The organism is Flavobacterium sp. M31R6, assembly GCF_013284035.1.
Taxonomy (GTDB): domain Bacteria; phylum Bacteroidota; class Bacteroidia; order Flavobacteriales; family Flavobacteriaceae; genus Flavobacterium.
In genome coordinates this window covers 1798116-1825076 of record NZ_CP054141.1, presented here as the reverse complement: position 1 = coordinate 1825076, position 26961 = coordinate 1798116, and the positions used below count along the sequence as shown (strand labels likewise).

22 protein-coding genes are annotated in these 26961 nt (G+C 31.8%); 6 read left to right on the top strand and 16 right to left on the bottom strand.

Annotated elements, in window-relative coordinates; all coding sequences use genetic code 11:
- Positions 1-66: 66 nt before the first annotated feature.
- Positions 67-504 carry a hypothetical protein gene (locus tag HQN62_RS07435; RefSeq protein WP_173503879.1) on the bottom strand — a complete coding sequence of 146 codons (438 nt, stop codon included), beginning with the start codon at positions 502-504 and terminating at the stop codon, positions 67-69.
- Positions 505-925: 421 nt separating this feature from the next.
- Here HQN62_RS07435 and HQN62_RS07430 point away from each other — a divergent pair, with 421 nt between their 5' ends.
- From HQN62_RS07430 to HQN62_RS07415, 4 genes are read left to right on the top strand one after another with little or no spacing between them, the layout of a single operon-like run.
- Entirely contained in the window at positions 926-3634 is a 2709-nt protein-coding gene (locus tag HQN62_RS07430; protein WP_173503878.1) for a tetratricopeptide repeat protein, read from the top strand.
- Positions 3635-3655: 21 nt separating this feature from the next.
- Complete coding sequence (locus tag HQN62_RS07425; RefSeq protein ID WP_116795776.1) at positions 3656-5563, top strand: tetratricopeptide repeat-containing sensor histidine kinase; 1908 nt, start codon at positions 3656-3658, stop codon at positions 5561-5563.
- 33 nt (positions 5564-5596) lie between these two features.
- On the top strand, positions 5597-7519 hold the full coding sequence (locus HQN62_RS07420; protein ID WP_116795777.1) for a tetratricopeptide repeat-containing sensor histidine kinase: 1923 nt from the start codon (positions 5597-5599) through the stop codon (positions 7517-7519).
- Positions 7520-7563: 44 nt separating this feature from the next.
- Positions 7564-7959 carry a hypothetical protein gene (locus tag HQN62_RS07415; RefSeq protein ID WP_116795778.1) on the top strand — a complete coding sequence of 132 codons (396 nt, stop codon included), beginning with the start codon at positions 7564-7566 and terminating at the stop codon, positions 7957-7959.
- Here the strand turns inward: HQN62_RS07415 and HQN62_RS07410 are convergent, their stop codons facing one another.
- The 12 genes from HQN62_RS07410 to HQN62_RS07355 form a co-directional block, all read right to left on the bottom strand.
- Positions 7960-8559 (bottom strand): GNAT family N-acetyltransferase, encoded by a 600-nt coding sequence (locus HQN62_RS07410; protein ID WP_116795779.1) that lies wholly within the window; start codon positions 8557-8559, stop codon positions 7960-7962.
- A gap of 222 nt (positions 8560-8781) precedes the next feature.
- Positions 8782-9138, bottom strand: coding sequence for a hypothetical protein (locus HQN62_RS07405; protein WP_116795780.1), 357 nt, complete (start codon positions 9136-9138; stop codon positions 8782-8784).
- A 44-nt stretch (positions 9139-9182) separates the two neighbouring features.
- Positions 9183-10361: an AIR synthase related protein gene (locus tag HQN62_RS07400; RefSeq protein ID WP_116795781.1), complete on the bottom strand. Its 1179-nt coding sequence runs from the start codon at positions 10359-10361 to the stop codon at positions 9183-9185.
- A 127-nt stretch (positions 10362-10488) separates the two neighbouring features.
- Positions 10489-11373 carry an OmpA family protein gene (locus tag HQN62_RS07395; RefSeq protein WP_173503877.1) on the bottom strand — a complete coding sequence of 295 codons (885 nt, stop codon included), beginning with the start codon at positions 11371-11373 and terminating at the stop codon, positions 10489-10491.
- 240 nt (positions 11374-11613) lie between these two features.
- Positions 11614-13113: a carboxypeptidase regulatory-like domain-containing protein gene (locus tag HQN62_RS07390; protein WP_254454495.1), complete on the bottom strand. Its 1500-nt coding sequence runs from the start codon at positions 13111-13113 to the stop codon at positions 11614-11616.
- A 76-nt stretch (positions 13114-13189) separates the two neighbouring features.
- Positions 13190-14566, bottom strand: a complete 1377-nt coding sequence (locus HQN62_RS07385; protein WP_173503876.1) for a CsgG/HfaB family protein — start codon at positions 14564-14566, stop codon at positions 13190-13192.
- A gap of 71 nt (positions 14567-14637) precedes the next feature.
- On the bottom strand, positions 14638-15045 hold the full coding sequence (locus tag HQN62_RS07380) for a curli assembly protein CsgF (protein WP_116795784.1): 408 nt from the start codon (positions 15043-15045) through the stop codon (positions 14638-14640).
- 48 nt (positions 15046-15093) lie between these two features.
- Complete coding sequence (locus tag HQN62_RS07375) at positions 15094-15828, bottom strand: CsgE family curli-type amyloid fiber assembly protein (protein WP_116795785.1); 735 nt, start codon at positions 15826-15828, stop codon at positions 15094-15096.
- 3 nt (positions 15829-15831) lie between these two features.
- Positions 15832-16353: a hypothetical protein gene (locus tag HQN62_RS07370; protein ID WP_116795786.1), complete on the bottom strand. Its 522-nt coding sequence runs from the start codon at positions 16351-16353 to the stop codon at positions 15832-15834.
- A 488-nt stretch (positions 16354-16841) separates the two neighbouring features.
- On the bottom strand, positions 16842-17528 hold the full coding sequence (locus HQN62_RS07365; protein WP_116795787.1) for a hypothetical protein: 687 nt from the start codon (positions 17526-17528) through the stop codon (positions 16842-16844).
- A gap of 761 nt (positions 17529-18289) precedes the next feature.
- On the bottom strand, positions 18290-18910 hold the full coding sequence (locus HQN62_RS07360; protein WP_173503875.1) for a hypothetical protein: 621 nt from the start codon (positions 18908-18910) through the stop codon (positions 18290-18292).
- A 382-nt stretch (positions 18911-19292) separates the two neighbouring features.
- Positions 19293-21482: a glutamine synthetase III family protein gene (locus tag HQN62_RS07355; RefSeq protein ID WP_116795789.1), complete on the bottom strand. Its 2190-nt coding sequence runs from the start codon at positions 21480-21482 to the stop codon at positions 19293-19295.
- 383 nt (positions 21483-21865) lie between these two features.
- Here HQN62_RS07355 and HQN62_RS07350 point away from each other — a divergent pair, with 383 nt between their 5' ends.
- On the top strand, positions 21866-22882 hold the full coding sequence (locus tag HQN62_RS07350) for a glutamine synthetase beta-grasp domain-containing protein (protein WP_116795790.1): 1017 nt from the start codon (positions 21866-21868) through the stop codon (positions 22880-22882).
- A gap of 147 nt (positions 22883-23029) precedes the next feature.
- A complete protein-coding gene (locus HQN62_RS07345) occupies positions 23030-23989 on the top strand; it encodes a TerC family protein (RefSeq protein WP_173503874.1) in 960 nt (319 codons plus the stop codon).
- A gap of 146 nt (positions 23990-24135) precedes the next feature.
- Here HQN62_RS07345 and HQN62_RS07340 read toward each other — a convergent pair whose 3' ends face one another.
- From HQN62_RS07340 to HQN62_RS07330, 3 genes are all read right to left on the bottom strand, one after another.
- Positions 24136-24672: a hypothetical protein gene (locus HQN62_RS07340; protein ID WP_173503873.1), complete on the bottom strand. Its 537-nt coding sequence runs from the start codon at positions 24670-24672 to the stop codon at positions 24136-24138.
- Positions 24673-24937: 265 nt separating this feature from the next.
- Positions 24938-25804, bottom strand: coding sequence for an alpha/beta hydrolase (locus HQN62_RS07335; RefSeq protein WP_173503872.1), 867 nt, complete (start codon positions 25802-25804; stop codon positions 24938-24940).
- 168 nt (positions 25805-25972) lie between these two features.
- Entirely contained in the window at positions 25973-26845 is an 873-nt protein-coding gene (locus tag HQN62_RS07330) for an AraC family transcriptional regulator (protein WP_173503871.1), read from the bottom strand.
- Between the last annotated feature and the right edge of the window lie 116 nt (positions 26846-26961).

Genomic DNA, 26961 nt, shown 5'->3' with positions numbered 1-26961 from the left:
TATAAATAAAACCCAACAGATTTAAAGAAACTGTTGGGTTTTATTATTTATATAAAATGAACAAAACTACTTTTTAAACTTCCAGTCAAATTCATCTTTATTATTGATTATTGCTCCAATTTCGAATTTAACTACTTCATCAAATTCGGTTTGAAGAATAATCCAATTTTCTTCATTGAAGTAATTTTCGAAAGTATCGAATTCCTCCTGAGAAAATTTGGTTATTCCTTTTTGTGCCAAATCCTTTTTTACGTCCGATATTTTTCTATTGATGATTTTATTACCAAGTAACTCCAAACTTGGACTTGAGGCCACTAAATATCCCAATTTCAAATCTTCTTCTTCATAAAAAGTCAAACGGATCTTAAGGTCATTATAAACAAAAATCACATTATCATCTTCGTCTTTGTAATTTTTATTAGGCTTACCGTAAACAGCAATAACATCATTTTGTTTCATTCCGAAAATGAGTTTGTCAATTCCGTTTTTTGGATTTATTTTCATATAGATACCTTTTAATTTATTTATTTCTTACAGCCCACAAAGGTATCCTTTTTTAAGGGAATTCCATTTTTAGAAATCAAAAACAAAGAATACAATTAAAAAAGCAAAATTTAATTCTTTAGAAAAATGAAATGAATACTTCTGGTGAATATAAATTTATAACTTTATGACAAAACAATTCTTAATCAATAAATTACATAAAAAAAACTGTCATTATCCCAAATTCATAATAGCGCATTAAAAAGAAATTAAATAAAAATAAATTTAATACTACAAAAATTAACATATTATGCATTTTATCTATCAAAAAGTGTCATACATCTATATGTTTAGTATTTTTGGTACGATTGTTGGATAACGACAATACAAAATTTTCTATTTCAATACTATTTTAATAAAAAAAGATCGACAAAAAGCTTCAATGAACATCCTTCACAAAATAAATAAATGGATAATCTGCCTAGTCATACTAGGTAACTTTGCTTATTCTCAAGACCAAAATCCAGAATTAGTAGCGACATTAAAAATAAAACTTCAGAAAACGACCGTTGACACTACCAAAATAAATATCCTAAACGAAATTGCTGCAACATACAGGTATTCCAATCCGCAAGAAGGGCTAAAATATGGGAGGAATGCATTATCATTATCAGATAGTTTAAATTGGAAAAAAGGAATGGCCGAAGCAAATGAAAATCTGGGAATTTGCTACCAAACTGAAGCCAATTATACTGAAGCCATAAATCATTTGCAGAAAGCGTTACAATTATACAAACAAATACCAAAGAAATCAGCTGTTTCTGGCACGCTCAAAAATATTGGGCTTGTTTATTTGGTACAAAAAAAATATCCAGAAGCACTTTTATATTTTGAACAAGCATTAAAAATTAACCAACTACTAAACAATAAATTATTAATAGTATATGGCTTAAATGATATTGCCGATGTTTATTTCAAACAAAATAATAATTCAAAAGCGCTTGAACAATACAAACAATCCATTAAAATAAATGAAGAAATAAAGGACAATAATGGACTAGCCTATTGCTACGCACGTATTGGCGAAATTTATTCAAAGCAAAAAGAATATCCAAAAGCGGTAAGTTATTTATCAATGGCTTTAAATAAATACGATAAAAATCAAATAGGCAACATTGACAATACACTTAAGCAATTGAGCGAAACTTATCTTTTGATGTCCAAGTCGGATGCTATAAATAAAAACAAATATATCGCTCTTTCAAAGAAGGCTTTGGAACAAACATCCTCAAAACAACAACAGTATTCACAATCAATAGATTCTTTAAAAGAATCACTCGGAAAAGCGACAGAAGACACTACAAGAATCAACATTCTAAACAGATTAACCAGTAGTTATTTTTACACCAATCCAAAAGAAGGAATTCCTTATGGAGAAAGAGCTCTTAAACTGGCAACAAAAATAAACTGGAAAAAAGGAATTGCTTTGGCATATAACAACCTTGGGGTATGCCAATGGGTATTAACTGACTATAATAAGGCCATCAACTATTTTGACCTGTCATTATCCAAATATAAAGAACTAAATGACCAAACTGGTATTTCGGAAGCTTATAACAATTTAGGGTTGGTATATGTTGAAATAAAAAAACACAATCAAGCGTTTAAGTACTTCGATAAGGCATTTGAGATAAACAAAAAAACGGGCAATAAAATATCAATGGTTTATAACTTGAATAATATTGCCTCGGCCTATTACAATGAAAAAAATTATAGGAAAGCTTTTGAATATTATACTAAATCAAAAGACCTAAATCTTTCCATGTATGATTTAAATGGTTTAGGATATTGTTATTCAAAAATTGGACAAATATATTCTGACCAAAAAAGATATGAAGAGAGTCTTGATTATTTCAAAAAAGCTTTAAATAGTTACGATAAAAGTCAAACCTATAATATTGGCAATAACTACATAGGAATGGGAATTGTCTATTACAAAATGGCTTTAGTAAATTCAAGCAATAAAAAAGAATTACTAGCACAATCCGCTCAATCTCTTAATAATGCTGCGTATTTGTTTACACAAAAAGGTATTTTGGACCGGCTGAGCATTTGCTATCTTGAACTTTATAAAACCAAAAAAGAACAGGGTGATTTCACCGAAGCCTTAAATTATTTTGAAAAACACAATACTATAAAAGATTCTCTATTTTCAAATGAAAGCCAAAACAAATTAACTAATCTTCAATCCAAACGAGAAATTGACTTAAGAGACAAACAGATTGAGATTCAAAAACTTAAAATAAATAGTGATTACAGAAAAGTATATTTGTTAGTAACTATTACCATCACAATTGCAATACTTTTTATTTTATTCTTCTGGCTGTATATAATCAAAAGAAACACAAACGAATTACTATTAAACAAAAACGAAGAGATATCAAACATCAACAAACAAAAGGACAAATTTTTCTCCATCATTGCGCATGATTTGCGGGGACCTTTCAATGGATTTTTAGGACTGACGGAACTATTGGCCGAAGAAATTGATGATATGGATAATGAAGAAATTCAATTTGCAGCTATCAACATGAGAAGTTCTGCTAACAATTTGAACCGTCTTTTGGAAAACTTACTTGAATGGTCTCGAATGGAACAGGGATTGATTCCATTTTCTCCACAAGAAAGTAATTTGGTCAAAGTCATAAAAGAATGTGTAGAGCCCTTACAAGATGCTGCTAACAAGAAAGCCATAACAATCGAAACTATTATAAATCAAAATCTTAAAATTTTTGCAGACCATCACATTTTGCAGTCTGTTATCCGAAATATTTTATCCAATGCCTTAAAATTCACTCCAAAAAAAGGAAAGATAAAAATATATGCGCAAGAAGATTTAAAAAATACTATTATTTCAATAGTTGATTCTGGAATAGGAATGGATATCAAAATGATCGAAAATATATTCCAACTTGATGTCAAAACAAACAGAAGGGGAACCGATGACGAGCCAAGTGCTGGATTAGGGTTGATTCTTTGCAAAGAATTTGTGGAAAAGCACAGAGGAAAAATTTGGGTAGAAAGTGAAGAAGGAAAAGGTTCTACTTTTAATTTTAGTTTTCCAAAAAATAATACAATCAATGCCATTTAAAATGGCTTTATAATAATCAAAATGAAAAAAAATCTCATTTTAATTTATTTACTTTTTATTGGTATTAATTCATTTTCTCAAAAAAGTCAGGAACAGAAAATTGATTCTATAAAAACAGTAATAAATCAAGCAACGGTAGATACCATTAAGATAAAAGCGCTTAGTGATTTATCTGCTTTATTGTATTATAGCGACTCTCAAAAAAGTCTGTATTATTCTAACTCAGCATATGCTCTTTCAAAAAAAGCCAATTACAAAAAAGGAATAGCTCTTTCATACAACAATTTTGGAGTTTATTACAGAATAAGAGCCGATTTTCCAAAAGCACTGGATTACAATTATAAATCGCTTCACTTATTTGAAATTCTAAACGACAAAAACGGTATTGCCAAAGCAAATAATGGACTTGGCACCATCTACGTGGAATTTAAAAATTATAAACAAGCGCTAACTTGTTATAAAAAAGCATTGAAAGAAAGTCAAGAAATAAATGATCGAAAATCAATTGCCACATATTTAAATAACATTGGGGATGTCTATTTAAGAATGAAAGATTATCAAAAAGCATTAAGCTATTTTGATAAAGCAATTAAAATGAACGCTTATGAAAAAAGCAGTTATGAGTCCGGGCTAAACTATACCAATATTGCCATTACATTAAACTTTCTCAAACAATATGAAAAATCAATAGAAGCCAGTAATCAATCAATTTCAATTTATAAAGATGATTCCAGTTTGTTCAATGCCTATAATAAATTAGAATTAGGGAAATCCTATTATTATCTTGCCTTAGCAGAAAAAAACACGACAAACAGCAATCAGTTTTTACAAAAATCTTTGGACTACATCAATGAATCCATGAAAATTTTCAAAAGAGAGGGATCACTAATAGACATCAGAGATTCTTATTCTTATTTATCTAAAATTTATAAAACTCAAGAAAAACCAGAACTGGCACTTTCGTTTTTTGAAAAAAGTTCAAATCTCAACGATTCTATTTTTTCAAATGAAAACAAAATACAAATAGAATTTCTAAAATCGCAAAGAGAAATCGAGTTGAGAGATAAAAAAATTGAGATTCAAAATCTTAAAATCAAAAATGAAGCTCGAAAAGTATATTTATTATACACCATAACCATTGCAGTTATAATTCTTTTAGCGCTGTTTTTTTGGCTATACTTATCAAAGAGAAAAACGAACCTACAATTAAAAGAAAAAAACAAAGTAATATCCAACATCAACAAACAAAAGGATAAATTCTTTTCTATAATTGCACATGACCTTAGAGGTCCTTTTAATGGTTTTCTGGGACTAACAGAACTATTAGCTCAAGATATTGACAATATGGACAAAGAAGAAATCCAGTTTGCAGCCGCAAACATGAGAAGCTCTGCTGTTAATTTGAACCGTCTATTGGAGAACTTACTGGAATGGTCGAGAATGGAACAAGGTTTGATTCCTTTTTCCCCTCAAAAAAGCAATTTTCTTCCCTTAGTAAAAGAAAGTATCAGTACGTTACAAGACGAAGCAAATAAAAAAAGAATCAAAATTCACACGTCAATACCGGAAGACTTAACCATTTATGCAGATCATCACATACTGCAATCGGTTATTCGAAACATATTGTCAAATGCGGTGAAATTTACACCAAAAGATGGAGCCATAAAAATTGAGGCTCATGATGATTCGAAAAGTACCGTCGTTTCAATAGCTGATACCGGAATCGGAATGGATGCCAAAATACTCAATAATCTGTTTCTACTTGATGTTAAAACCAATAGAAATGGAACCGAAAACGAACCCAGTACCGGTCTGGGATTGATATTGTGTAAAGAATTTGTGGAGAAACATAATGGGAAAATATGGGTAGAAAGTGAAGTAAATATAGGCACTACTTTTTATTTTAATTTTCCACATGCTATTTCATAAATTAGTGTATTTTTGAAAAAAATACCGCACTAAATGATTCAAAAAACTACTCAATTATTACTTTTTTTTATCTTTTCAACAGTTCCAGCACAAGCTCAAAATCCTATTTATAAGACCATTGATTCGTTAAAAATAGCATTAAACCAAACAAAAGAGGACTCGGATAAAACAGTTTTACTAACTAAACTTTCCTCTTATTCAGAATACATTGGACCTGATGAAGCAATAAAATATGCAAAAAAAGCACTTTATTATGCTCAAAAAACAAAAAACGAACAGCAGATTGGCCAGACCTATGGAAATTTGGGTACAGCTTATGAAATAAAATCAGACTATGCGCATGCTTTAAAAAACCTTTATAAAGCACTTGCAATCTATGAAAATTTGAATGATGTCAAAAGTCTAACTACGGTTTACAATAACATAGGACTAATCTATATTGACCTCAAAAATTATAAGCAAGGTCTTATTTTTTATAACAAAGCGCTTCAACTAAGCTACCAATCCAAAAAAGAAAGAAATGTTTCGTTGCTATTAAATAATATCGGTGATGTCTATTTGCAAAAAAAAGAATATCCAAAAGCATTAAACTACTTTTACAAAGCCTTAATAATAAATAAAAAACTTGACGACACAGAAGGAATTGGTTTAAATCTTTCCAATATAGGCATTTGTTATATCAACTTAAAAAATTATGAAAAAGGCATTGAGATGCTAAATAAGTCAATTGCAACTTATGATGATCATTCAAACCTGTACAATAATTATAATACTTATGATCTTGGCAGAGCTTATTACTTAATGTCTCAAGATGAAAAATATAAAAAGGATAAAAAAGCACTTATTGATAGATCCATCTCTTTATTTGAAAATGCTTTACAAATTTTTAAAAAATACAAATCTTTAAAAGATATTCAGGAAACCTATTTATATCTTTCCAAAACTAACAAGTCAAAAGGTAATTATGAAGTGGCATTGGATTGTTTTGAAAAACATTCCCGCATAAAGGACTCTATATTTTCGAAAGAAAGCGAGAAAAAATTAGCTAATCTTGAATTTCAGAGAGAAATAGATTTAAGAGATAAACAAATAGAAATCCAGACCCTCAGAATAAATAGCGATTCACGAAAAGTATATTTTCTAATTACCATAGCTACTGCAGTTGCTGCCCTATTGGGTTTGTTCTTATTCCTATATGATTCAAAAAGAAGAAACAACCTCTTGCTCAAAGAAAAAAACACATTAATTTCGAATATAAATTCTCAAAAAGACAAATTTTATTCGATTATAGCTCACGATTTAAGAGGTCCGTTCAATGGCTTTTTAGGCTTAACAGAGTTAATGGCCGAAGACATAGACATGATGTCCGCCGAGGATATAAAATTTGCCGCTGTTAATATGAGAAGTTCTGCCAAAAATCTTTTTGCCCTTTTGGAGAATTTATTGGAGTGGTCACGGATGGAACAAGGTTTAATTCCATTTGTTCCAAAAGAACACCCGCTAAAATCAACTTTATTAGATAGCATTATCACACTACAAGATAATGCAGACAAAAAAGGAATAAGTATCACTACAACAATTTCTAATTCGGCAACTCTTTTTGCTGATAAAAATATGTTCCAAGCTATAATTCGTAATATTGTTTTGAATGCTATAAAATTTACACCAAAAAAAGGATCAGTTAACATCCAAGAAAAAGAAGATCTCTACAACACTGTTATTATAGTTAAAGATACAGGAATTGGAATGAATCCAAAAACAGTAGAAAACCTATTCAAATTAGATGTACAAAACAACCGAGTTGGAACTGAAGAAGAACCTAGTACAGGTCTAGGATTAATTTTATGTAAAGAATTTATAGAAAAACACAAAGGTAAAATATGGGTTGAAAGCGAAGAAGGGAAAGGAAGTACATTTTATATTAGTTTCCCTAACAAAAACTCTAGCCTTATTTAATTCATTACACTCTTTTGCATTAACCTTATACAAAACCTAAAATCATGTTCAAAAAAATAATTGCATTACTGACGCTTTTTATAGTCCTATCATCATGTACTTCAAAAACAGAACCTTCATCCGCAAATATAAGTGGATTATGGGCAGATGTAAACTCCAGTAATTTTAAGAATTGCTATGTGATAATTGCCCAAGACGGAAATAAAATAGTCATGACTCATTACCTCGAATTTAAAGGCAATAAAATGGTCGAATATGGTATTGGAGAAATAAAAGAAACAACCGTTACTTATGATGCTGTTGTTACAAAAGCAATCCCTGGTTGGGCGACAAAAGGAAAACATCACCTTACATTAAACAAACAAGAAGATACTTTAAGAGGATCCTACGAGGATGAGAAAGGAAATAATGGTCCAATTGTATTTGCCAAATTAAAATAATTATAATTTTGCTTTTAAATTTTCTTTGACCCCATCAAACCATTCGCTTTTAAGAATACTCAATACTATGCTGTCCCTGCGAACATTACGATCAACAGTTGGCATGTGACTACGCATAACTCCCTCAACTTTACACCCTATGCTTTTCATGGCAGCTATGCTCCGCTGGTTGTTGTTGTCGGCACGAAATTCTACCCGTTCTATTCCGAGTGTTTCAAATGCAAATTGTAGCAAAAGATACTTACAGTGTTTATTGAGTCCGGTTCCCCTAAAATCTTTCCCATACCAAGTATATCCCAATTGCAGCGTTTTAAATCCCATATTGATGTCATAAAAACGCGTACTGCCTGCATATTTGCCCGTTTTTTTGTCTTGGACTATAAAAGGGTATTCGGTTTTATTTTCTCTGGCTTTAAGGGCTATTTGAATATAATTTTCAAGATTTTCTTTTCCGTTGGCGCGAACTAAAGAATACTCCCAAGTTTCAGGTTCATTGATTGAAATATCCAATAGGTTTTTGACATCGGTTGCTTGCAGGGGGCGAAGCAAAACCATTTCGTCTTCGAGTATTATATCTTGCGGGAATTGAAAAGTAGACATTATTATTTTTTTTACTAATTTATAAAAAAAAGACAAATCACAGTAATTTTCTAAATATGCACAGATGTCTTAGCACAGATAGAAACGAAAAGTCCACGCTGTAAAACACTAATTTTTCTTGTTATAAAAGAGCGACCAACGGAAGCTCCTTTTATGACTTAGAAAAATGGTGTTTTACAGCGTGGACTTGTAGTGGATAGCTGGATTAGCTCCTTAAAAAAGCTATTCATTCATTTCGTCGTAACGTTCGGGTACTTGAGGATCATAAAGAGGGCATTTGAATTCTGCCATGGTATCTACAAGTAAATTCATGGTCTTGCCTTCGGTGCCGTAACAATCTATTTTTATGCTTTGTGGGGTTGTTCTTATTTGAAAAGCGCCTTTACCATTGGTATTTTTCCAGCTGTTTTCATCGACTTTTTCCCATTTTGAAAAAACGGTATGAAATCTATTTAGGATTACCTCAACCGGAAGTGTTTCTAAGCCGTCCACAAGTTGCTGCTCATCTATTGCTTCATACACTTCGTGATGATTCAGATAAACGCCTTCCAAGTATTTCCAAAATAGTAGTTCGTACATTTTTTTAAATTAAATAATTAAATAACTAAACGATTTAACAATTTTTAATACTCGAAAGTACCGTATTCACTTGTAATTGTTAGTTTTTTGGAATCAGAGGCTTCTACTCTACCCACAATTTGGGCATCAACATTGAATGATTTTGAGATAGCGATGATATCCTGCGCGATTTCTTCTGGCACGTATATTTCCATACGATGTCCACAGTTGAATACTTGGTACATTTCTTTCCAATCGGTTTTGGATTGCTCTTGTATCAATTGAAACAAAGGTGGCACTGGAAATAAATTGTCTTTTATAATATGTAGATTTTGAACAAAATGTAAAATCTTTGTCTGTGCTCCTCCGCTGCAATGCACCATTCCGTGAACATCCGCAGAAGTATATTTATCTAAAATTTTCTTGATAATAGGTGCATAGGTTCTTGTTGGCGAAAGTACTAGTTGACCTGCATCTATAGGTGAATTCTCTACGGCATCGGTCAATTTTACTTGCCCGGAATAAATCAATTCATTAGGAACGGCCGCATCAAAACTTTCTGGATATTTGTTGGCTAAATATTTTTCGAAAACATCATGACGCGCAGACGTTAATCCGTTGCTTCCCATTCCTCCGTTATAGCCTTTTTCATAAGTGGCCTGACCAAAAGAAGCCAATCCAACAATGACGTCACCCGCTTTTATATTAGCATTATCGATTACTTTGGAACGCTTCATTCTAGCCGTTACGGTAGAATCGACGATGATGGTTCTTACTAAATCACCAACATCGGCAGTTTCTCCTCCTGTTGAGTGGATAGTAACTCCAAACGACTCCAACTCTTTTATCAGCTCTTCGGTTCCATTGATTATGGCAGATAAAACTTCACCAGGAATTACATTTTTGTTTCTTCCAATAGTAGAAGAAAGCAAAATATTATCGGTTGCACCTACACACAATAAGTCGTCAATATTCATTATTAAGGCATCTTGGGCGATTCCTTTCCAAACCGAAATATCCCCTGTTTCTTTCCAATACATATAGGCTAATGATGATTTTGTACCAGCACCATCTGCATGCATTATTAAGCAATAGTCTTCGTCCTGTGTCAAATAATCTGGAACAATTTTACAAAATGCTTGAGGGAATAAACCTTTGTCTATATTTTTAATGGCATTATGCACATCTTCCTTTGATGCCGAAACACCGCGTTGTGCATATCTTTTTGAAGTATCTGAACTCATTTTTTAGTTGTGTGTATGTTGGGCAAAGATAATTTTAATGTAACAATTATACAATTAAATTTCAATAGCAATGGCTGTGGCAAATTTCAAATTCTGGAATCCAATTTCTGATTTCTAAAATCTTGTACTAATTGGCAATAATTTCAATTTCTACACGGCGATTTGCTTCCCGTTCTGCTTCTGTTTTTTCTGGTAAAGCATATAATGGTTTCGAACTGCCAAATCCAATAAAAGTCATTCTGCTTTTATCAATACCGTTATATTCCAAAAATTTGCAAATGGCTTTAGCCCTTTGGGTACTTAAATCCCGAATATCTTTTTTTACACAACAAATATGACCTTGAATTTGTATTTTTAAATCGGGACAGTTTTGCATAACTGTGAGCAATTCAAACATTACCGATCTGGATTGCGGCATTATTGCAAAAGTATCTACAAAAAAATTCATGCTTTCCAGTTTTAGCTTCTCCCCTACATTGGCAAGACTGACTTTTTTCATAAAGATAGTATCAATTTTAATATTGACTGTAGAACCATCTGGGTTTTCAAAAACATAAACATCCGAAAATTTAATTTTTGGCTTTTTCTTTTCTAGCGTCACTTCTTTTTTTGGGGCAATTATTTTTTCTTCATTTGCAAAATCTTTTGGCAAAATATAATACAACGTGACTTTTCTGTTTTCAGCTTGAATAGGAGACGAAGTATGTAACTCTCCAAAATTTCTTGTTTTGAAATCCTCTCTAATTTTTACTTTGCTCTTTATGATATTAAACACATAATCGATTCGCTTTTTGGCCAAAGTGTCATTATAAACAACAGATCCTTCTTCATCACAAAAACCATGAACTCCAACGACTTTTACGGTATTATTTGCATTTAACCATTTATTCAGTTTTATTAACTCCTCTTTTTTCAAAACAAACTTGTTGCTTTCAAAAAAAAACGAAACTTGTTCTTGCGCAAAAACACAAGAAACCGCGAAACTAAATAATAGAGTAGCAAAAAACTTCATGATTCGGGGATTAATTCCTCAAATTTACAATAAAACTTAATCGATAGTTCCATGAAAAAAAAGAAAACACAAATGACCGTTTATAATAACTCTCAAAAACAGAATTATCAATTTGGGGAAATCTACTAAATCAATTTTTTAAATAAACCCCAAAAAAGAAAAACGCCTAAACTCTTCCATAAATTGCAAGAAAAGTTTAAACGTATTTCAACCTTTATATTTTAGACTCTTATAATATCCTTATTTCCATTCTGGCATCGAACCTCCCGAAAACAATAAAGTTCTAGCACTTCCCGTAGTACCTGTGCCTGTGTTTGTGAGCGATGTTTTGTATACATTTTTTACTGATATTCCATCATTTGAAGTATTGGTAAAAATGACTTCCGCTTCATTTGGAGAAAATTTTACATCCAAATCATTAAAGCCATTATCTTTGCTAGTATTCAGCTGTGTTATAGTATTGGCAACCTTATCATAAATAAAAATTCTTGAATCAAATCTTCTATAGGTTGAATTTTCATTCCCAGAAACATCTCTGGTAAACACGATTTTTTGCATATCAAAGGACATATTTAAACCACTAACTGCACCAGTTATTCCAGATAACACACTATACAACACCTGACCATTCCATTTAATTACATAAATTTCAACATTGTAACCCGAAATATCATTTACCTTGAGCACAATTTCTTTTCCATCTTGGCTCCAATCACATTCAGAAATAAATTTTCCATTTGGCGTCCTGAACATTTCAATCAGTCCTCCTCCATCAATATTTATTCGGTATAATTTGTCAAAATTTGGATAAATAATTTGACTTCCGTTGGTACTCCAGCAAAAGTTGATATTTTCCATATTAAATCCAGCAATAGGAGTCGTATTTGTTATTTTTTTAACATTCGATCCATCAAGATCCATCATGTAAATTTGGTTTTGGGATCCATCAGAACTGATATAGGCAATTTTATTGGATTGCAAATTCTTCCTAGGACGATAACTGTTGACAGACGAAGATGTTAATTGTAACTCATTGCCAGCTTCATCAGCAGTAAAAATCACATTATTACTATTTACCTTTTTGATGTATAAAAATCTTGGATTGGGAAATGGCAGAGTAGTAAAAGAACTTGTCAAACTATTGACAGGTGTATTAATTCCGTCAGAAGAAGCTACTTGCCAATAATATTTGGTACTATATTTCAAGCCTTTCAAGTCCAAACTTCTTGTTTTTATGTCTTTATAAGTTGTAATTTCATCTGTAGTTCCATTTTTAACAGTAACAACATAAGTCAATGAATCTTTATCAATATCGGTTGCAGTCCAGGTTAGCTTTAGATTTATGGCCTGATTTTTTGCTAGATCAACAGGAGAAGTCAATACTGGAACATCTGGAGGCCTATTATCTGCAGTAGAGACTTTCATCTCAAATATAATTTGAGTAGTTTTATTTAACTCCACTGTTGCCGCTTCAAATTTAGCAACGTATTTATCTTTTCTCGCTTCAAATGTATACTTTCCTGTTTCAATTCCCTCAAAAGTAAAATATCCATCCTTATCTGAATAGTATGTATTTGTAGCCGGATTTGAAGATACCTTTGCATTTTCAATAGGCGCATAAGTAACAGCATCCACAACTCTACCTTTTACAGTACCAGTTCCGCCGTCAGTTATCTTTTCTTCAGAACATGAAGTTAAGATAATTAAGCACATTAAAATTCCGATTCTTAACTTTTCCATTTGTAGGTTTTTTTATAAATAACTTAATCTATTATTAGCAAAATCTAAGTATAACTTTAGCATTTCTAAATCAACATTATTTTACTGATTTTTTACCAAAATGTTGAGGCAAATAATAACTCACACCTAGACCAAAACAATAAAAATAATCATCTCTTTTACCGGCTGTTATATAATCGAGTTTATCCGAAAAATCCATATTAAACTCACTATAGGCTTTGATTCCAAAATTATTTGACACTAAATACTCTAAACCTATCCCTGCTTGAATTTTGGTTTGTATATTTTCGTAAGCTCTGTTAAAAAAAGTACCACTGCCTACATAAACAAAAGGGCTAAAGGCATCATACGGGAGAATTAAAAAATCCAGATTCAAATCTATAGATCCATAACCAACATCTAATCTATCTTTATTGCCGACTCGAAAAACACTAAACGAACCGCTTATATCAAAATAGGGAGTAAAAAAGTATCTCATTCCCGCTTTCACCATTGGTTTAGGTGTTGGATTTGCATAATCTCCATCAATATAAGCTGCACCTCCAGCTAAATCAAATCCAACTTTACCTCTTTTTTCATTTCTGTCTCTACCATAAAGCAAGGCTAAATCAGCTTCTTCCTTTTCTTTGGCATAACTGTCCAAAAATGCTTTAACTTCCTCATCTGTAGCCTTTACATCCCAAATTTTATCCTTAATTCCATCAACAACCAGACCTTCAACCGCTTTCTCGATAGCCTCGGTAACCGCAAGCTGAATAGGCTCATTTCTAGTATATCCTGTTTCAACTTCTAAGAGTCGATTAATATTAACATACCGAAACAAACTAGCATCAACACTTTGGGACAGTATTGTTTTTGAAACATAAACTGTATTTAGAATTTTACCATTTGAAGTAGAAACTAATCTTAGATAGATAGAAATTCTGTCTTGTCGATATTGGGTCGAAGCTCCTGCGCCAAAATATCTTGCTCCATATCCACCTGTAATAATATTGGAATCATATGATATAATTCCACCTTCTAACAGAACACCGGCAAACAATAACGGTGTCAAAGGGGCATCCTTGGTATTGGAATCGGTAGCATATTCTTGTCTTGTAGAACGAATAATATTTCTTTCGTTCAAAAGATTGCTAAGGTTTTCTCGCTCAATAGGCACGAACCATTTAGAGTCTTGAAGCGCTTTAATTAGTATAGAAGTAGCACCTTGTGTGACTGCAGTACTAAATGTGCTTCCTATTTCGGTAGGTTTATATTGACCCGTTTGATCTTTAAACTTGTAAACACCTACTACTACTTGCTCTTTAGGGAGTGGTAAACTTCTTAAATTTATAGTTGCAGGTGTGTTCTCACCAAAAACAGCCTTTTGAACTCCAACTGGCTGATTAAAGTACGCACCACAACTCGACAAAAGAAGCGCAAGTAAAAATGCAATTGTTATTTTTCGATTCATGAATAAGGTTATTTAACAAAAATTGAGGCAAAATCTATTCTATTACTTTCTATTCTATTACTTTTATAATATTAACTTCCCGGAACAATTACTTGTGTTTGTTCACCAGTTTCTATATCCAATATATCTACTGTTAAACCAAGATTCGATGGGTAAACATCGACGGATAATGTCCCAAAATTATAGGTACCCTGAGATATACCGTTACTCCCAAACTGGTCACTGAATAATGAATTTGAAATTTTATTCAACAATTGATTATTTAAATTTTCTTTAAAACGTTCCAATTGTGTTGGTTGCTTATAAGTACTTGCACCATTGTCCTTAAAATCATTTTGTGCATCGGCTGAACTAAGTAACATTTGATAACCAAAAGTATCACCTCCAAAATTAGGATTCATGGGTTTGTACACTAACGCCTGAGCATTTGCATTCAAAAAAAGACCAAGCATACAAATTAAAGCTAGATATGATTTCATTGCTTTTTGATTTAATTATTAAAACATAAATTATACTTTACTCGACTCTTAATATCTCATTATAGCCTTGTTTTGCTTTTCAATATTTTTAAAATATTTAAAAACATTATCCGAGACGGTTTCAGCCATGTATTTCATAAAATCTTCATCAGGTCGTGATATAAATTCATTAATTAACTCTCCATCTACTGAAACCATTATTTTTGTTGTCCTTCCAAAAGTTAGTTCTTCTTGAACCGAAACAATTTTATTGGTCTTAATTTTTAATTTAGAATATTCTTTATAAAACAGTTCGTAGAAATCATTTCCTAATTTTGTCTTGGTATCATTAGACACAATCCCCATCATTTCCAAGCCGTCATTTGGTTTTGCTTCCCCAACTTTTGACTCGTCATCAATTCCCATTTCTATTCGATCTTTACCTATTATGACATTATTTTCATCATATATAATCAACAATAGAATAATTTGATCGTCCTTGCCCTCATTTATTTGAGTTTTTGATAAGACAACTTTCTGTTGAGGATCCAAAATAACTCTTCCATCTTGAGAATTCTTGGAACTATTTGAATTGCTTTTATTCTTTTTGAAAACTGTCAATTTATAGGAGATACTTTTATACTCAGATTTTAAATTTTCGACTGTACCTTTAACAGAAAGGATATTTTCAACTTTTTCAACTTCAATCTTTGCTTTTACTTCTTTATAAACAGCCTGAGAATACATTTTTTGTAAACTAAAAAACACAAACAAACAAACCCATTTGAGTACAAAGTCTTTCATGATCTAACGATTATAAATATACACAGTGCCAGAATTTCCAGTTTGGTTGATCTGTAAATTCTTGGAAATGGAATTTGAACCATTGTTAATTATTGTCAAATTATTTCCGTATTGATTGAATGTTGTGTTTACTGGTTCCGCTGAATAAACCGAGAAATCACTAATGAAATTATTATTCCCAGTTTGGCTAATATTTTCGTTAATTATGTAGGCGTTTCTATAAACATTAGCAAAATTGTTATCTCCATTCTGATTTAACTGAACCTCGGCTGCATAACTTCTAACATAAACATTTGAATAATTATAATTTCCAATTTGCTGAATTTGAACTAAATTATTATTTTGAAGAAATTGATTGGTACTTTGTGAATTTTCAACATTTACTTTATTATTTCTAATCAACAGTTCTTTTGTCATTAATGAAACCCCATCAAGTGATTTATTGTCAAAATCCTCTTGGGCATTTAGCACGACCGGAGAAGAGAGAAACATAAGGAATAAAAATATTTTAACTTTAATAATCATGGCTTTTGGATTTAAAAAATATAAGTCCTAAAATAAATTTTAAAAAATGCTTACCTCAATAATTCCAGTTAACAGAATCCAATTTTAATTGTAAAAAAGAAAAAAGATCAGAAACCAAAATTTTAGCAATTCAGTAAAAAAGCAACGCTTTTAAACTTTAAATTTCAATTATACACTCAAATTTATAAAATGTTTTTAAAAGATAACTAACTGAAATAAGCTATTTTACCTCAGTGAGTCACTTATTCGATAAAAAGCGACACTAAGTCGTTGAAGGGTAAAATATGGTAAAACAAAAACAAGAAATTACTTTCTTTTTTAACCAATTTTAAACATTGGCTACTATTTAAAACTAAACTCACTTAAAAACAAAAAATAAAGCGATAAAAACATTTTTATCACTTTAAATGCAAATAATTAATATTTAAAATAAAAAAAGGAGAACTGAAATTAAATTCAATTCTCCTTTTTTAAAATTTTTCTGCTAATTAATTAGATTGGTATACAATCGCATTATTACCAGCTCCAGCTTGAGAGATAGTACTTATGTGTGAATCTCCAAGTTGAATAGTCAATGCGAAATTGCTGTCTCCATCTTGCATAGTAGTTGCAGAGTTATCAAAACCTAATTGCCAAGTACTACTGTCATTATAAGTACCTAATTGAGTGGTAGAAGCGGAATTATTGAATCCAAATTGCAATACCCCTGCTGTATTAAATTCACCTTCTTGATAGATGTCAGATGAATTTCCTACTAAAAATTGTAAAGTAGTTGCGCTGTTATCATTTCCTACCTGAATAGTTGAAGCTGAGTTAAAGGCCCCTAACTGTCCTGTTACGGCATCATTACTATCACCAGATTGAGCTGTTGTTGCCACATTAAATAATCCAAGTTGTCCAACATATGCATCATTTGAATTACCATCTTGAGTAACAGTTGAAATATTTAAAATACCTCCCTGATTAGTGTCGGTTTCATTTGAATCTCCAACTTGAGCCACTATAGATATATTGGCCAATCCAATTTGATAAACATCTGAATCATTAGATGATCCTACTTGGGCAACTAATGCTCCATTAAGAAATCCCACTTGATCAACATTACTTACGTTTGCTTGTGCAAAACCTACTACGGACAATAGCATCGCTGAGATGCTCAAAATAACTTTTTTCATAATAAATATATTTAATTGGTTGTTAATACAAATTATTATGTAGGCTAAAAATAATATAACAGGGGAATTATATTATTCAATTCTGTAGGTTTTTTAGATAGTCCAATGAGGGGCAAATTGTACTATATCGTAGGCTTAAAAAAAAATGAAATTTGGGAATTTCTTACTTAATAAATACATCTAAACAATCTTAATACAAGTGCTTTATGAAGTATTACGAGTCAAATTTATAACTTTATTTTTATAAAAAAAACTTATAACCACCTATTTTATAGACATTTCCAAGTTTTTCGATGAAGTGTAATAGTAAATCGACAAAGAACAAAAAGCATGTAAATTTAACTTGAACTATAGCTTTCCTTTTTTAACAACTGTTATAACATTAGCTCCTTTATGCCCTCTTTTACATTAATTCTACATTTTAATATGTCATTTAAAAAGACATTATTTACATTATCACTTGAACATTCAATCAAATATTTTTAAAATGCTCTTTTTTATATTTCTAAAAATCAAACGGCTATTATTTAATATCAATCTCCAATTTAAATTATAAGATTAATCAAAATGAATTAACTGAAAAAAAATATTAAAAATTAATTTTAAACGATAAAAAATCAAATTACAGACTACCTACCTATAAAATTTCTAAATGAAACGCATTTCTAAATTATATTTTCTGACCTAGACACTTTTCACTATTCAAAATAAAAAAAGCAGAACCAATCAGTTCTGCTTTTGAAATAATTAAATTTTACTAATTAATTGGATTGGTATACCACTGCAACATTACCCGCACCCCATTGATTTATAGTGCTAATATGATCATTACCAACTTGAATCGTTGCGGCAAAGTTACCTAGACCATTTTGCATAATGTCAGATGTATTGTCCCAGCCAAGTTGAATTGATGATGCACTATTTCCAGTTCCAAGTTGATTTATGGCAACTGCATTTCCCCAAAAACCTTGTACATCAAAAGCAGTATTATCATTCCCGTCCTGATCAATTTTAGAATCATTCCCAAATCCTAATTGCCAATTTGTAGCACTGTTGTTATTCCCTTTTTGATTAATTTCAGAATAATTGAATGCTCCCACTTGAACAATCGCAGCATCGTTTGACCATCCATTCTGAGTTATTAGGGCTCCATTTGCAACTCCTAATTGCCCAATAAAAGCCTCATTCAAATTCCCTACTTGACCTACTACCGCATCATTAGCTAATCCAATTTGAAGAACATCAGAATCATTAGAAGCACCTACTTGTGCAACTAATGCCCCATTAAACCAGCCATACTGATCTACGTTACTTACGTTTGCCTGGGCAAAACCTACCATTGTTAATAGCATCATCGAGACGCTCAATAAAACTTTTTTCATAATACATATATTTAATTGGTTGTTAATACAAATATTATGTAGGTTTTAATAATATAAACAGGGCAAGTTATATTATATTTTGTAGATTATTCATTTAATGAAATAGGGGATTTTTCATTTTTGTGACATTATTAAGATAATTTCATTTAGCTACATCTCATTTTGACACGGGACAAATTTATAAAATGTTCCGAACATTCAAAAAAAGGCAATGCCTTATTTATTAACTCATTAGCTATTTTCGACAAACTGTAAAACTAAACCGATAAAGCGTAAAATTGAATAAATATAAATCTATATTTATCCTACTAATTTTACAATTTAATTTAAAAAAAAAGAGGCTTTCTTACGAATAGCCCCTTTCTTAATGGATTTGCCAAAATTATTTTGTCAAAAGTAATTCACGATATTTAGTCAAAGTCCATAGTTCATTATCGACTAATAACTCTAACTTGTCACAGTGGTTTCTTATGATTTCAAAATATGGTTTTACATGATTACAATAAGCTTCTGCCATAGCATGGGCATCTGTCAGATTATTGGCTTTCTTTCTTTCTTCAGTCATCTCTTCCACTTTAGAATTGATACCTTCAATATGCCCAGAAATCTCCTTTATCAGAATAATTTGCTCTTTGGCAATGGATTCAAACTCCGATCCAAAAATATCTTTCAATCCTTTCACATTTTCAATCAAAGTATTTTGATATTTAATCGCCGTTGGAATTACATGGTTCTTTGAAATATCTCCAAGTACTCTTCCTTCAATCTGTATTTTTTTGGTATACTCCTCCAATTCAATTTCGTAACGTGCTTCAACTTCTATTTGATTCATAATACCCATTTCAGCAAACAAATCAATCGCTTGTTTAGAAGCTCTAGCTTTCAAAGCTTCCGGAGTAGTTTTAAAATTGCTCAATCCTCTTTTTGCAGCTTCTTTTTGCCAGGCCTCACTATAACCATCCCCTTCAAAAAGGATTTTTTTGGATTGCTTAATGTATTCTCTTAAAACATTGAAAATGGCATCATCTTTCTTCATGTCTTTTGATTCAATCAAATCATCGACAGCAACTTTAAAATCCTTAAGTTGTTTTGCAACAATAGTATTCAACGTAGTCATGGCATTCGAACAGTTTGCTGAAGAACCAACCGCTCTAAACTCAAATTTATTACCGGTGAAGGCAAAAGGTGAAGTTCTGTTTCTATCGGTATTATCCAAAAGGACATCTGGAATTTTACCTACAACATTCAATTTCAAATCGGTTTTTTCTTCTGGAGACAATTTCCCGGTGGAAACTCCTTCCAATTCGGCCAACACCTTAGTCAATTGCTCTCCAATAAATACGGAGATAATTGCCGGTGGAGCTTCATTGGCTCCCAATCTATGATCATTACTAGCAGTAGCAATGGACCCTCTCAATAAAGCCTCATAATCATTCACCGCTTTAATAGTATTGATAAAGAAAGTCAAAAACTGTAAATTAGTCATCGGCGTTTTACTAGGACTCAATAAGTTTACTCCAGTATCTGTAGCTAATGACCAGTTATTGTGTTTCCCTGAACCATTTACCCCTTTAAAAGGTTTTTCATGAAGCAATACTTTCAAATCATGACGCTCAGCTACCTTTTGCATAACGTCCATCAACAAACAGTTATGGTCTACCGCCAAATTTGTCTCTTCAAAAATAGGTGCAAATTCAAATTGATTCGGAGCCACTTCATTATGACGTGTTTTCACCGGTATTCCCAACAACATACATTCTTGTTCCAAATCTCTCATATAGGTTAAAGCACGAGTTGGAATAGACCCAAAATAATGATCATCCAACTGTTGTCCTTTGGCAGAAGTATGTCCCAACAGAGTTCTTCCTGTCATGATAAGATCTGGGCGTGAATTAGCCAATGATCTGTCAATTAAGAAATATTCTTGTTCCCAGCCTAAAGTAGCTGTTACTTTCTTAACATTTTTATCAAAATATCTACAGACCTCCGTAGCAGCTTCATCCATAGCCGACAATGCTCTTAATAATGGAATCTTATTATCCAACGCTTCTCCTGTATAGGAAATAAAAATAGTTGGAATACATAATGTCGTTCCAAAAATAAACGCTGGTGAAGTAGGATCCCAAGCAGTATAACCTCTTGCTTCAAATGTGTTTCTTATTCCACCATGAGGAAAACTCGATGCATCCGGTTCCTGTTGGACCAATTGAGCCCCACCAAATTTTTCTAATGGATCACTTCCGTCATAAGAAGTTTCAAAAAAAGCATCATGTTTCTCTGCTGTTGTTCCCGTAAGTGGCTGAAACCAGTGCGTATAGTGAGTTACTCCTTTGGACAAAGCCCATTCTTTCATTCCCATGGCAATATAATCTGCCAGTTTTCTGTCGATTTTAGTTCCGTGTTGAACTGCACCTTGTACACCTTTAAAAGCATCTGAAGTCAAATATTGCTTCATAGCCTTATCATTGAACACATTAGCCCCAAAAAGAACCGATTTTCTTCCTGTCTCCTGAAACTCTACTAACTTTCTATTTGAAGCTTCTTTTAAAGCTTGAAAACGAATTGATGACATATGATAAATCTTAAATTAATAATCATTAATAAACACATACAAATATAAATTATTCTACTAAACAAAATAATTAAAGGCCCCATTAATACATAGCATCCAATTGAGCTAGATGTAATATCAAAAAAATTGTACCAACAGCTTGATTTTTAAATAATAGTAATAAAAATCTTAACTTATAATTAATATTAAAAACCCGCTAATTACGAATTTAATTATTATACCCTACAAAAATTATAATATTTCAATTATACCCCTCCTAAAATGCAGTAATATCAAAAATTAAATACACATAAATAAAAACCACCCCCTAATTTTACGACATAATTAAATTATTTTATATTTGCATCAGAAAAAAAATCAAAAAACAAATTATTTATAATATTATGGCTAAAATAAAATTAGAGTATATCTGGTTAGACGGATACGAACCAACGCAAAATTTAAGAAGCAAAACTAAAGTTGAAGAACACGAAAACTTCAAAGGAACATTGGCAGAAATTGGAAATTGGTCTTTTGACGGTTCTTCTACAAAACAAGCTGAAGGCGGTTCTTCTGACTGTCAACTTGTACCGGTAGCTATTTATCCAGACCCAACTCGTATCAATGGATACTTGGTAATGTCTGAAGTTATGTATGCTGACGGAACTCCACACCCATCAAACGGTAGAGCTACAATTGATGACGATAACGATGATTTCTGGTTCGGATTCGAGCAAGAATACTTTATCATGGATACAAAAACATTACTACCTCTTGGTTTCCCAGTAGGTGGTTATCCTGCTCCACAAGGAATGTACTACTGTTCAGTAGGTGGAAAAAACACACACGGAAGAAAATTAGTTGAAGAACATGCCGATTTATGTATTGCTGCTGGACTTAACTTTGAAGGGATCAATCAAGAAGTTGCTTGTGGACAATGGGAATTCCAATTGTTTGCAAAAGGAGCTAAAAAAGCAGGTGATGAAATCTGGGTTGCTAGATACTTACTAGATCGTTTGACTGAAAAATACGGTTACTATATCGAATACCACCCAAAACCACTAGGTGATACAGACTGGAATGGTTCTGGTATGCATGCTAACTTCTCTAACGAAGTACTAAGAACATGTGGTTCTAAAGAAACTTACGAAAAAATATGTGAAGCTTTCCGTCCCGTTGTTGAAGAGCACATCGCGGTTTATGGAGCATACAACGAACAACGTTTGACTGGTAAACATGAAACTGCTTCTATTCACGATTTCTCTTATGGAGTTTCTGACAGAGGAGCTTCAATTAGAATTCCATTATATACTGTTCAACATGGTTGGAAAGGATATTTAGAAGACAGAAGACCAGCTTCTAATGGTGATCCATACAAAATTGCTGCAAGAATTATCAAAACTGTAAAATCAGCATTATAATCATAAGCATATCAAAAACCAAAAAGTGCCTTCGTAATTGAAGGCACTTTTTTTATTTAAGCAAATTACAGTACCTTTAAAAATTAATAGAAACAAATTAACAAATCAAATTTCACATTTGAGACCCACTAAAAAATAGATACGACTATGATTGTTTGGATATTATTTATTGTATTGATTTTTATAATACTGGCTCTTGACTTGGGAATATTCAACAAGACACCCCATATTATCAGCACCAAGGAAGCCAGCAAATGGACCGCTATATGGTTTACTTTATCCATGCTATTCTCTGGTGTGGTTTATTGGTTGTATTCAACTGATTATGTACTAAACCCCAATCAATTGAAGCCCTCTGTCGCTGCAATGAAATTCATAACAGGTTACTTAATTGAACTATCATTAAGTATTGATAATATCTTTGTAATCGCTTTGATTTTCGCTTCTTTCAAAATACAAAAAAAATACCAACATCGTGTTTTGTTTTGGGGAATCCTTGGAGCGATAGTTTTTAGAGGCTTAATGATCTATTTTGGTGTATTGTTGATCAATAAGTTCACATGGACAGCTTATATCTTTGGAGCATTCTTATTATTCACTGCTATAAAAATGCTATTTACCAAGGATGAAGAAGAGTTTAATCCTAAAAAATCTTTAATCTATAAAATCCTAGGAAAGATAATTCCTATTTCTACCCATACCGAAAAAGATCATTTTTTCATAAAAACAGAAAGAGGGAATGCTGCTACTCCATTATTCGTGGCATTAATAGTCATCGAAGTAATGGATGTAATTTTTGCGGTAGATAGTGTCCCGGCTATTTTAGCTATCACTTCCGATCCCTTTTTAGTATTTAGCTCCAATATTTTTGCGATATTAGGATTGCGCTCTTTGTACTTTTTCCTTGCCAATATGCTAGAGAAATTTAGTCATCTGGAATATAGCTTGATTGCTATTTTGAGTTTTGTGGGATTAAAAATGTTATTGCATGATTACATCGAAATTCCTGAATGGGCTTCATTGTCATTTATTGCTTTGACACTTGTTATCGGTGTAATTGTTTCTATTCAAATTAGTAAAAAAGAAAACATTTCAGAAACTAAATAAGCCCCGCTTTTAAGCAGTTTTGACATTAGATATATAAAAATTTAAATTTTATATTCTTGATTTTATAAAACGGAAATGCTCTTTCAAATTAAGAGCATAAAAAAAGGAAATCGAGAGATTTCCTTTTTTTATGCTTACAAAGTTTACTATTGCAAATCAATTTTCTTAATTTGACTTTCGTTTATATTCAGAGCACTTATTACAGCATTGTAATTATTTTTATCAATTAAAGTTGAAAAATAACCTGGCAAAATTACAATTCTAAAAGTTTGATTATTTAGATACTGCGGAGTTAACGATAAATTATAAGTACCTCCAGCATATATACTAAAATCCTCCTTGCTAAAATCAAAATCATAGTCCAACTCTCCTTGCTGCAAAAATAAAGTCCTTGGAATCAATTGCCATATTGGAGTATTGGCATCAATTGTCCCAGCCAATCTATAAATTAAAATTTGATCTGAATCTAATATTTTAGGATCCAATTTTCGATAAATATAATAACCTAAATCTGGGCTATCCAATGGGTCATTAACAAAATTAACATTTTTAAGTTCAAATACTTCCGCTATCAATCCATCCTGTCCATCTTGTCCTGGAACTCCAGGAGGTCCTTCTGGTCCAGTACATCCCTGAAAACCAAACATCCCTATAACTGCCAAAAGTGTAATTATTTTTTTCATTTTTTATATATTTAAAGTTCTATAAAGGTATTTCAAAAATCGAGCCAAAAAAAAATTATTTTTTATAATATTATTAAAAATAATTTAAAAGTTTTTGTTTTACACAAACAATAATGGGCGAAAACACCTAAATTCATTATTAAAAATTCATTCCTTCTCCAGTACAATTGTTTGTATCAAATTAAAAATAAACACTTTAAAAATAAAATTCATAGAAAAAGAGCTCTTCTAACCGAAAAGCTCTTTCTCTATTCTTAATCATTGTTTAATTAATTAGAACTCCATTATTTTTTAATATTTTACTAAAAAACAAGACTTGATAAGGTAATGCATTTTCCCAATATTCCCAAGTATGTGCTCCTGGACGTTCAGTATAGTCATGAGAAACCTTGGCATACACTAATCTTCTATGCAATTCTCTATTGGGTTCAATAAGAAAATCATCTACACCACAATCAATAATTAACGCTAGTTTATTGACTTTAATTTTATCAACCATTCCCATTACTGCGTTTTGTGCATATAGATCAGGATTATTGCTTTGATCGCCAAAAACAGGCTGCATTAACTTTATAACTTGATCATTTGGCTCCCGACCTAACATTGTTCCCATATCTACAGCTCCACTCATACTTCCTGCAGCACAAAACAATTCGGGATGTTTGGCAGAAAGAGACAAAGCACCATGTCCTCCCATAGAAAGCCCTGCAATGACACGTCCCTTTTTATCATTTACCGTTCGATACGTTTTGTCAATCTTTTGAATTACTTCTTCAGTTATATAAGTTTCAAACTGACTGCCTTTATTTACTGGACTATTAAGATAGAAACTGAATGTCTCCCCTTCTGGCATCACTATTATAATATTATATTGATCGGCTAAATTTTTAACTGTATTTTTATTGGGCGTACTTGATAACCAATCCGAAAAATGCCCATAAGCACCATGTAAAAGATAAAGCACTGGATAAACAGCTTTCCCTTTTGCATACGAATTAGGCAAGACTACAGCTGCTTTATAGGTTTTACTCATAGCAGCACTTGGAATTTGCAAAGTGTCTACTGTAGAAGCAAAAGACAAAATCGTATTGCCAAATAAAAATGCAATAAACAGTATTCGTAAATTTTTCATATTATTCCTTTTTTTGGATGAAATGTAAATATACAATTTCCAAAAGCAATAACAGAACACTCTTTATTTGATTAGAGAACAAAAAACAACAAAATATTAATATACAAATAATTACACTTAAATTGATTTGTTTTTGTAATATAAAACAAACAAACCATGAGCTCAAAATCACTCCATATAAGACTTCAATTCATGTCTGTATTGGGAAGCACTTTTGCCCGTAAATGCTTTAAATGACTTATTAAAATGACTAAAATTATTAAACCCACTTTCATAGCAAATTTCAGTAATACTTTTCGTATTCTCAGACAAGAGTTTTGAAGCGTGAACCAAACGATAATCATTTACAAAAGTGGTAAATGTTTTATTGGTGATTTTTTTGAAATACCTGCAAAATGAAGGAGTCGTCATGCTCACCATATTTGAAACAGTATCAAGCTGAATAGGCTCCTGAAAATGGTCTTTAACATGATTAAAAACTACATTAATTCTATCATTGTCCTGAACCTGCATTTCCATGGTAAAACCATCAGCATTCAAAATAGTATATTCATTATTGGTTTCCAAAGTATTCAAAACACGGATTATCCTTAACAACCGATCAAAACCCGATTGCTTTTCCATATCTTCCATCAAGCCCGCAATTAACTTCTTGGTTTCGGGGCCAAAAGCAATACCTCCTTTTGCTTTATGCAAAAGATGCTGAATATTTTTTAATTCCGGAATTTCCAGAAAATCATTTCCCAAAAAATCTGGACGCATCTGGATTACCGTTTCATTCTTATTACCAGTTTGCTCGTTTGTAAATCCACAATGAGGCAAATTGCTTCCGATAAGAACTAGATCACCATCTGAATAATAGGATATATGACTTCCTATTTGCCTTTTCCCGGAACCTCCATTGACAAAAACCAATTCAATTTCGGGATGGTAATGCCAGAGATCCGATTTGCAATTGGCGTTCTCAACATATCTGGAAAAAGTAAAAGAACTCCCAAAAGAAGGAGTGATAATTTCAAGTGTTGGACTCATTTTTTTCATTAGACCCATTTTTAAAACTATTCAAATTTAACACAAAACAATTCTATATTATCAAAAATTAACATACATCGTTTTCGCAAGGTTAAAATAACACATAAATAAGAAAAAACAGTTGT